The 8,204-nt window shown below is 27.8% G+C and carries 10 protein-coding genes; 8 read left to right on the top strand and 2 right to left on the bottom strand.

Annotated elements, in window-relative coordinates; all coding sequences use genetic code 11:
• The first annotated feature begins 65 nt into the window (after window positions 1–65).
• The 5 genes from sdaAB (at window position 66) to Q0J90_RS01360 (ending at window position 3,632) form a co-directional block, all read left to right on the top strand.
• Complete coding sequence (gene sdaAB, locus Q0J90_RS01380) at window positions 66–740, top strand: L-serine ammonia-lyase, iron-sulfur-dependent subunit beta (protein WP_297276208.1); 675 nt, start codon at window positions 66–68, stop codon at window positions 738–740.
• 25 nt (window positions 741–765) lie between these two features.
• Complete coding sequence (gene sdaAA / locus Q0J90_RS01375; RefSeq protein WP_297276207.1) at window positions 766–1,641, top strand: L-serine ammonia-lyase, iron-sulfur-dependent, subunit alpha; 876 nt, start codon at window positions 766–768, stop codon at window positions 1,639–1,641.
• Between the two features lie 55 nt (window positions 1,642–1,696).
• On the top strand, window positions 1,697–2,179 hold the full coding sequence (locus tag Q0J90_RS01370) for a GNAT family N-acetyltransferase (RefSeq protein WP_297276206.1): 483 nt from the start codon (window positions 1,697–1,699) through the stop codon (window positions 2,177–2,179).
• A gap of 61 nt (window positions 2,180–2,240) precedes the next feature.
• Window positions 2,241–3,224, top strand: coding sequence for an ankyrin repeat domain-containing protein (locus tag Q0J90_RS01365; RefSeq protein WP_297276205.1), 984 nt, complete (start codon window positions 2,241–2,243; stop codon window positions 3,222–3,224).
• Window positions 3,225–3,296: 72 nt separating this feature from the next.
• Window positions 3,297–3,632 carry a hypothetical protein gene (locus Q0J90_RS01360; protein ID WP_028330754.1) on the top strand — a complete coding sequence of 112 codons (336 nt, stop codon included), beginning with the start codon at window positions 3,297–3,299 and terminating at the stop codon, window positions 3,630–3,632.
• Window positions 3,633–3,689: 57 nt separating this feature from the next.
• On the opposite strand, the gene Q0J90_RS01355 is transcribed toward Q0J90_RS01360, so the two are convergent.
• Entirely contained in the window at window positions 3,690–4,343 is a 654-nt protein-coding gene (locus tag Q0J90_RS01355) for a hypothetical protein (protein ID WP_297276204.1), read from the bottom strand.
• Between the two features lie 352 nt (window positions 4,344–4,695).
• Between Q0J90_RS01355 and Q0J90_RS01350 the strand changes: the two genes are divergently transcribed.
• From Q0J90_RS01350 to fabV, 3 genes are all read left to right on the top strand, one after another.
• Window positions 4,696–5,382, top strand: coding sequence for a TrkA family potassium uptake protein (locus Q0J90_RS01350; RefSeq protein ID WP_297276203.1), 687 nt, complete (start codon window positions 4,696–4,698; stop codon window positions 5,380–5,382).
• A 2-nt stretch (window positions 5,383–5,384) separates the two neighbouring features.
• The gene (locus Q0J90_RS01345) at window positions 5,385–5,600 is read left to right on the top strand and encodes a DUF2905 domain-containing protein (protein WP_297276202.1); all 216 of its coding nucleotides are present in this window, start codon (window positions 5,385–5,387) and stop codon (window positions 5,598–5,600) included.
• A 342-nt stretch (window positions 5,601–5,942) separates the two neighbouring features.
• Entirely contained in the window at window positions 5,943–7,121 is a 1,179-nt protein-coding gene (gene fabV / locus Q0J90_RS01340; protein WP_297276201.1) for an enoyl-ACP reductase FabV, read from the top strand.
• 76 nt (window positions 7,122–7,197) lie between these two features.
• Here fabV and Q0J90_RS01335 read toward each other — a convergent pair whose 3' ends face one another.
• On the bottom strand, window positions 7,198–8,160 hold the full coding sequence (locus Q0J90_RS01335; RefSeq protein ID WP_297276200.1) for a VWA domain-containing protein: 963 nt from the start codon (window positions 8,158–8,160) through the stop codon (window positions 7,198–7,200).
• Window positions 8,161–8,204: the final 44 nt, after the last annotated feature.

Raw genomic sequence — 8,204 nt, 5'->3', positions numbered from 1 at the left:
AAAAAATCTATATTCATAATTTATTTATTATGTTAAATTATATTTAAATAAATGGAGGATATTTTATGGCTACATTATTTGATATAATAGGTCCTGTAATGATAGGTCCTTCAAGTTCGCATACAGCCGGAGCTTGCCGTATAGGAAAACTTGCTAAAAAAATTTTAGGTGAAGATGTAAAGGAGGCAAAGATATATTTGCATGGTTCTTTTGCTTTAACATGGAAAGGTCATGGAACAGATAAGGCCATTTTAGCGGGTCTTTTAGGTTTTGAAACTGATGATGCCAGACTTAGGGATAGTTATAGTATTGCTGATAAATCTGGGCTTAAATATGAGTTTATTCCAACAACATTAAGAGATGCTTTTCACCCTAATAGTGTTTATATTGAAGCTAAGGGAGAAAGCAATGAGATTAATATTTTAGCTTCTTCAATAGGAGGAGGATTAATAGTATTAGATAAGGTTAATGGTATTGAAGTTCATTATAAAGGCGACTTTCCTACTATTGCTATAGTTAATAGAGATGTTCCAGGTATAATAGCAAAGGTTACTTCTATTATATTTGAAAATAATATTAATATTGAAAATATGAATGTAACACCTCAGTTTGAGGGTCCTAATAAAGGATATGCAATTATAGTTATTGGTATGACTGATGTTATATCTAAAGAAATAGAAGATAGAATTAGAAAAATAGAAAATATAAGAGATTTTGTATTTTTAGATAAATTATATTAAAAATTTATATGAGGGATAGAATATTATGGATATAAAATCTATAGAATCATTAGTGGCTGAAGCTACAGAAAAAAAAGTAAAGATGAGTGAAATAATAATAGATATAGAAGCTAAAAGTCAGAAAGTTGATAGACAAGTTGTTATTGATAAAATGTCTAGTTATTATGATATAATGAGAGAATCAATAGAAAAAGGAAAAAAGGATAAATTTCATTTTGTAACAGGACAGCAGGAAAATTGTGTAGATATAGTTGAAAAATTTTATAAATCAGGGAAAAGTATACTTGGAGATACTGTAGGCGAGGTTGTAACTTCAGCTATGGCTGTTAGCGGTTACAATGCATGTATGGGTAAAATAATAGCAGCTCCTACAGCTGGAAGCTGCGGTATAATGCCTGCTGTACTTTCTATATGTGAAAAAAAAGGCTATAAAAAAGATGATATAGTTAGAGGTATGTTTACAGCTGCTGGACTTGCAGATATTATAGCTCAGGTTGCTACATTTGCAGGTGCTGAGGGAGGATGTCAGGCTGAATGCGGAAGTGCTGCTGCTATGGCTGCATGTGCTTGTGCTGAGATTATGGGCGGAACTCCGGAAGAATGTGCTAATGCTTTTGCTTTGGCTTTATCTACAGTTCTTGGTTTGATATGCGATCCTATAGCTGGGTTTGTTGAAGCTCCTTGTATGAGTAAGAATGTTATGAGTTCTGTGCATGCTATTATTTCTGCTGAGATGGCTTGTGCTGGTTTTAAAAGCATTATACCTGCAGATGAAGTTGTACTTGCAATGAAAGAAGTAGGAGATGCAATGGATGAAAGATTTAGAGAAACTGCTCAGGGCGGGCTTGCTAATACTCCTACAGGACGTGCTATAGCAGATAGAATTTTTGGAAAAAAATAAATATTTACTATAATATATAGGCGGGTATTTTTTATAATATCCGCTTTTTATTTTTATGTTATTGACTAATAGGCTTATTATAAGAAAATTCAATATTGATGATATAGAAGCATTATTCAGTATTTTATCTGATAAAGATGTTAATAAATATCTTCCTTGGTTTCCTTTTGAAAATTTAGAATATACAAAAAAACATTTAGAAAATTTTTATTTAAACACAAATAATATTCGTACTTTTTATAGATATGCTGTTTGTTTAAAAGAAAATAATAATGATAATAATGATTTCGGATATGCTCTAAAAAAAGATAATATAAAATATATAACTGCTACTCATGATATAAATAATATTGCAAGCTATGAAGTGATGAAAAAAATTGGTATGATTTATAAATATAGTTATGAAGAATTATGGCAGCCTAAAAATTTTTTAGTGATATTTAGAATGTATCAATTAAATTTAGATGAAAATAATGAAAGAGTTTATAAAGGCTATTCTAGTAAATATATTAATTGTTTTATAGAAAATATATTTTAATTGATATAATTGTTAAGATATGTTAATATATTTAAAAATAAAATAGTATTTGGGGTTCATTATGAAAGTTATAGTTTATATATTGGTTTTTATTTTTGTTATGATATCATGTTCTCAAAAATCAAATACTGAAGTTTCAAATGATAATATAGAGACAAATGAAAATTTATCATCCGAAAACAATATAGTTCAAGATATGAGTTTGGAAGATGCTATATTAAAGTATGAGGGAAATCCTAGTATGGATATAATAACAAATTTACTAGCTTCTGGAAATGTAAATAATACTTTAACAGAAACTACAAATATAGTAAATACAGAAGATGTGGAATATGATCTTAGCGTTACTTTTGATGAGGGTACAACTGCTTTGATGATAGCTTCTTATTACGGATATGCCGATTTAGTAAATGCACTTATAAAAAATAATGCTGACGTTAATATGAAAAATAAAAGAAATTATACAGCACTTTTATATGCTACAGATATATGGGCTAGACAGGGAATTGGAATATATGACAGTAATTACAATATAGTTGAGCTTTTAGTAATGGCTAAATCAGATGTGAATGCAGCTAATAATTATGGCTGGACTCCTTTATTTTTTGCAGCAGATAATTCTAATTCTGATGTAGTGGCATTTTTAGTTGATAATGGAGCTAATATTAATTTAATATCTGACGAAGGTGTTACTCCTCTTTTGATAGCAAATGATGTGGAAACAATAAAGATATTGTCAAAAACTACAAATATTAATAAGGCTAATGATTATGGAATTACACCTTTAATAGCATTTTCCGGAAGAGAAATATCTCCTGAAGCCATTAATATTTTATTAGAAAATGGTGCTGATGTAAATATGGTTGATAAAGACGGTGAAACTGCTCTTTCTCATGCTGTTGAATATGGTAATTTTGAAATCGCTTTAATATTATTAGAAAATAATGCCAATCCTAATTTATCTAATAAAAAAGCTAAAGAACTTGCCAGTATTGCAAGAGAATTAGGAGATGAAGAGGTTGCCTCTGTATTAGAATCTTATTAAATATTTTGACAATTTATTTTATTTTAATATATTTATAAAATAAATAAAATTATAAAATATAGGGAGTTTTTAATGTTTGACAACAATGTACACTATATAAGGAAGGAGCTTGAGTCTATATATAAAGTTATAGTAGAGAATTTAGGTAAAGAATTATTGAATACTGAGATTAAGCGTTTAGAGTATGAACCTAAAATGGACAGAATCAATATTAATAATTTTATATTTATAAGACTTACTTTTGAAAATGAATATGATCATAAAGAATTATATTATGACATATATATTGAAGATGAAGATGGAAATGATGTTGAGAGAGCTTTAATCAGTGTTGAAAAACCTTTTTCTAAAGTTGTTGATAAAATAGATTATTTAGTAAAATTAAATTATCAAGCTAACAATGAATAATTATGCAAAAATAAAGAGAGACTAAATTTAAGCCTCTCTTTATTTTTTATTTTTGTATTAATTTAATGATTTTGTAGACAATACAAATTTATCTTCTCTGTATTTTTGAGTATTTCCGCTTATTATATCGCTTAATTTTCTTTGAATTTCATCTTCTCTGTCGCCATCAACTATGTATAATGTATTTCTGTCTACTAAATAATATCCTTCGTAATCAGCATCATTATCATATTTTTCTATATTTTGAACTATGCATGCGTTTCTGTCTCTATTGTTTTGAGCATTAGGAATAGAAACATAATTAATATATCTTAATGTTGAATATTCATCTCTTCCATCTATTCTTCCATTTTCATATTCTCTTTTGCATATTTCTGATGAACTATTAAAGAATATAAACTCTTCTTCTGTTTCTAATCTTCCGTCATCATAATCAGATTCAGATTGATACCATACAGTTGAATATAATCTGTCAAGTAATGTATACTCAGAAGCATTAGCAGCTCTTAGATTAACAGATGAACTGTTAACTGATATTATATTTGCATCACTGTCATTCCATTGGGACAAAGGAGTTCCTTCTCTTACTGTTTTGTCATCGCTTGGAACATTTGATGTTAATGGTTTTTCACCTATTGTTGGTGCATTATTACTATTGCATGAAATAATTAATGCAGATGTAATGCTTAAAATAAAAATTATTCTTTTCATAAATTTTTGTAACCTCTCACAATTTTTATAGTCTGTGCTATAATAATAACATAATTTAAAATAAAGTGTAAAATAAAATTTGTTTTACATATTGTTTTTTAATTTTTTTTTATATAAAATAGTTATTTGTAAAAATATAATTACATATTTGTATTTGATAAATTATATATATTTAAATATATAAATACTAAATTTTATATATATTTGCTTTAAATAATTAAGAAATTAACTATATTTTATCTATTACAGATATTTAATAATGAAACTGTAAATTTATAAAAATATTTTTTGACAAAATTTTATATTATTCTATAATAAAACTAATTAAAATATATATTTTAGGGGTATTAGTATGCTTCAGTATGCTGTTATAGGAGTCGGTACTTTAGGTAAAGCATTAATCAATAGGCTTATGACAAAACCTTCAATAGAAGTATTTGCTATAGATAATGATATTAATGAAATAGAAGCTATAAAAAATAGTGTAACTCAGGCAATGAGATTAGACTCGACACAAAAAGAGGCACTAGAAGCTATTGAGATAAACAAATTTGATGCTGTTATACTTACTATTGGTGAAGATATGATGACAAGTATATTGACAGCATTGCTTTTAAAAGAGCTTAACGTAAAGAATATTATAGCAAGATATTCAAATGAAAAACATAAAGCAATACTTAGTATGATAGGTATAACGCATTTGGTAAGTCCGGAGGAGTCTATGGGTATACACATAGCAGAGCAGCTTGAGGTAGGCGATACAGTTTTGCTTTATGATCTTACGGAATATCATTCTATAGTAGAGTTTCCTGTTCATGGAGGACTTGCCGGTAAGAATTTCAAAGAGCTTGATTTGAGAAAGAAATACAAAATTAATGTTGTTGCTGTAAAGAAAGAGACAGTAGGTATATTGGGTGAAAAAAAGGTGGTGGTTGATTGTACTCCTGATCCTGATGTTCCTATGGTAGAAGGCGATATATTGATTATTGCCGGACATGATAAAGATATAGAAAAAATGAATAAGAAAATGTCAGAATAATAATGAATACTCATTTTGCTAAACTTTTTATAGTTATTGGTATTATATTTTTAATAATTGGCGTATTATTTTTATTTAATATAAAAATTCCTTTTGGAAAACTTCCAGGGGATATCTTTATAAAAAAAGAAAATTTTACATTTGCTTTCCCATTGATGAGCTGTATTGTAATAAGCATATTTTTATCATTTATAATGTGGGTAATTTCTAAATTTTAGATGCATTAACTCTATATTTTATAAACAAATTAATTTTTTTAACGCACGGTTAATCAGTTTTAATATGAAATTATTTTTTGATTATTAATTTATTTATATACATTATTTTATTTAACGTGCGGTTATCATATTAATGTTTCTGCAGGTTTCTTTTTTATTATTGAAATTATTAAAATATAGATATCAGGATTTAGAAAACGATTCCTCTATATAGTATTATTATATATTTGTTATTATCAAAAAAAGATATTATTGTAACAATAAAATTAATTTGTCTATTGAAAAAAAATCTTTTTAATATATTATTGATTTAATTTAAAAAATAAAAGGAGGTATTTTATTATGGTAGTAAAACCGCAAATAATAAATAATGTATGTAAAACTTCACATCCATTGGGCTGTGCTAAAGAAGTTGAAAATCAAATCAATTATGTAAAATCTAAACCAAAAATAAAATCCAATATAAAAAATGCATTAATATTAGGAGCTTCAGGCGGATACGGACTTGCAAGCAGAATAGTATTATCTTATGGTATGGGAGTAAATACTTTAGGTGTATCTTTTGAGAGAGCTGCTTCTGAAGACAGAACAGGTACTCCTGGCTGGTACAATAATAAGGCATTCAGCGAATATGCTAAAAGAGACGGACTTAAAGAAAAAACAATTATAGGGGATGCTTTTTTAAGAGAGTCTAAAGCGAATATTATAAAAGAAGCTAAAGAATTTTTTGGCAGTAAAATAGACTGTGTAATATATAGTTTAGCTACAGGTATAAGAAAAGATGAAAAAGAAAATATAACATACCGTTCTACTTTGAAGCCTATAGGAAAAGATTATGAAGGCTTTGGTACAGACTTTATGACTGAAGAGCTTATTGAAGTAAAAATGCCTGCTGCAAGCGATGAAGATATAAAAGCTACTGTAAAAGTTATGGGAGGAGAGGATTGGAAAGATTGGATTGATATGCTTATAAAAGAAGATATGCTTGCAGAAAATGCCATTACTTTAGCTTATTCATATATAGGTCCTGAAATGACTAAAGCTATATACAGAGACGGAACTATTGGTAAGGCTAAGGATAATTTAGAAGAAACTGCTTTGCAAATGGATAAAATGATGCAGGAAAAGATAAAAGGACATGCTTATGTTAGTGTGGCAAAGGCTGTTGTTACAAGAGCTTCTGCTGTTATTCCTGCTATGCCTTTATATATAAGCATATTATTCAAGGTGATGAAAGAGAAAGGAATACATGAAGGATGTATTGAACAGATGTACAGACAGTTTGCTGAAAAAATTTATTCCGGCAAAGGCTTTATACTTGATGATGAAAACAGATTAAGATTAGATGATTGGGAAATGCGGGATGATGTACAAAAAGAAGTTGCTCTTGCGTGGGATAAAGTAAAGGATAATGCTTCGTTAAAAGCAAATGCAGATTTAGCACAATTCAGAGATGAGTATTTACATCTTCATGGATTCGGATTAGAAGGCATAGATTATGATGCTGATGTTCAAATATGATAATTAAATAATTTTTGTATTGTTCATAAATAAAGGCATGTTGATTATATCAGCATGCCTTTTTATATTGTATTATTTATCTTCCTGTTATTCTCAAAGTTTTCTTTTTCTCTTCTATTTTTAATGATTCCTTTTTTATATGTTCTAGTATAGGGATTTTAGCAGCTTTATGAGTCTTTTTTATTTCTTCTTCATATTCATCCATTTTACCGGCATCTTTTGCTGCCATAGCCTGTATTATGTCGACTATATCTTCTATTTGTTCAACTCCTATAGCTATGCCTCCAGTAACATTTGCTATCCAAGAAAAAAATTCATCTTCTCTTAATCTTGAAACTCTTTTACTGAAATCCCCTATATCTATTTTATAAGCAGAAGAAACTTTATTGTATCCGCCGTATCCAGTATTGCAGAAAACTGTATTTATAGTTACTTGTTTTTGATAAAGTTTTTTAGTTAATTCAAAATAATCATATCCATATATGCATTCTCTAGGTTCATGAGGCCTAGCATCTCCGAATAATACTATTGATTTTGCATTTATTTGATTCCAATTCATATTATTATAAGCATCATTTAAAGCATCCTCAACAGCTTCTTCCCAATCTATACCATTATCTATTTTTGCTTCATCTATAAAATTATACAATGCCTCTATATCGGTTGTTAGTTTATGATATCTTGTAACATAAGGATTGTAATTAGAATATATGCCGGTGCCATGATCCAAATAAAATATAATACCTATACGAAGATTATCTATAACTTTAAATAATGTTTTTGAAAGTTCTTTAAATTTTAATCTCAATTTTTCTCTATATTCACTCATAGAATCTGTAAAATCACCTATTAATACTAAATCAAGCCCTTTCTTTCTTTTTAATTCATCGTTCATCTGCTTTTGTATAGAATCTGATTTTAGTATTTTTGAGATTTTTGATTTTGATGTATCAACAGGCTTTATTTTGTTTAAATCATTTTTTTTATTGATTGAAACATTGCCTTTTCTTAATGCAGGTATTTTATTTTCTTCTGACATATTTACTCCTTATATTATTTATTTTTTTTAGAGAAATATTCCAT

The sequence above is a fragment of the uncultured Brachyspira sp. genome, from assembly GCF_944390595.1.
Lineage (GTDB): Bacteria > Spirochaetota > Brachyspiria > Brachyspirales > Brachyspiraceae > Brachyspira.
The sequence above is the reverse complement of the archived record's forward strand: the minus strand, read 5'-3'. Positions and strand labels throughout refer to the sequence as shown.

Bases quoted from the DNA above. Each gene is read 5' to 3' on its own strand.
- sdaAB (WP_297276208.1), top strand. From the start codon at position 66: ATGGCTACATTATTTGATATAATAGGTCCTGTAATGATAGGTCCTTCA.
- Q0J90_RS01350 (WP_297276203.1), top strand. From the start codon at position 4,696: ATGCTTCAGTATGCTGTTATAGGAGTCGGTACTTTAGGTAAAGCATTA.
- Q0J90_RS01355 (WP_297276204.1), bottom strand. From the start codon at position 4,343: ATGAAAAGAATAATTTTTATTTTAAGCATTACATCTGCATTAATTATT.
- Q0J90_RS01335 (WP_297276200.1), bottom strand. From the start codon at position 8,160: ATGTCAGAAGAAAATAAAATACCTGCATTAAGAAAAGGCAATGTTTCA.
- Q0J90_RS01360 (WP_028330754.1), top strand. From the start codon at position 3,297: ATGTTTGACAACAATGTACACTATATAAGGAAGGAGCTTGAGTCTATA.
- Q0J90_RS01345 (WP_297276202.1), top strand. From the start codon at position 5,385: ATGAATACTCATTTTGCTAAACTTTTTATAGTTATTGGTATTATATTT.
- Q0J90_RS01365 (WP_297276205.1), top strand. From the start codon at position 2,241: ATGAAAGTTATAGTTTATATATTGGTTTTTATTTTTGTTATGATATCA.
- Q0J90_RS01370 (WP_297276206.1), top strand. From the start codon at position 1,697: ATGTTATTGACTAATAGGCTTATTATAAGAAAATTCAATATTGATGAT.
- fabV (WP_297276201.1), top strand. From the start codon at position 5,943: ATGGTAGTAAAACCGCAAATAATAAATAATGTATGTAAAACTTCACAT.
- sdaAA (WP_297276207.1), top strand. From the start codon at position 766: ATGGATATAAAATCTATAGAATCATTAGTGGCTGAAGCTACAGAAAAA.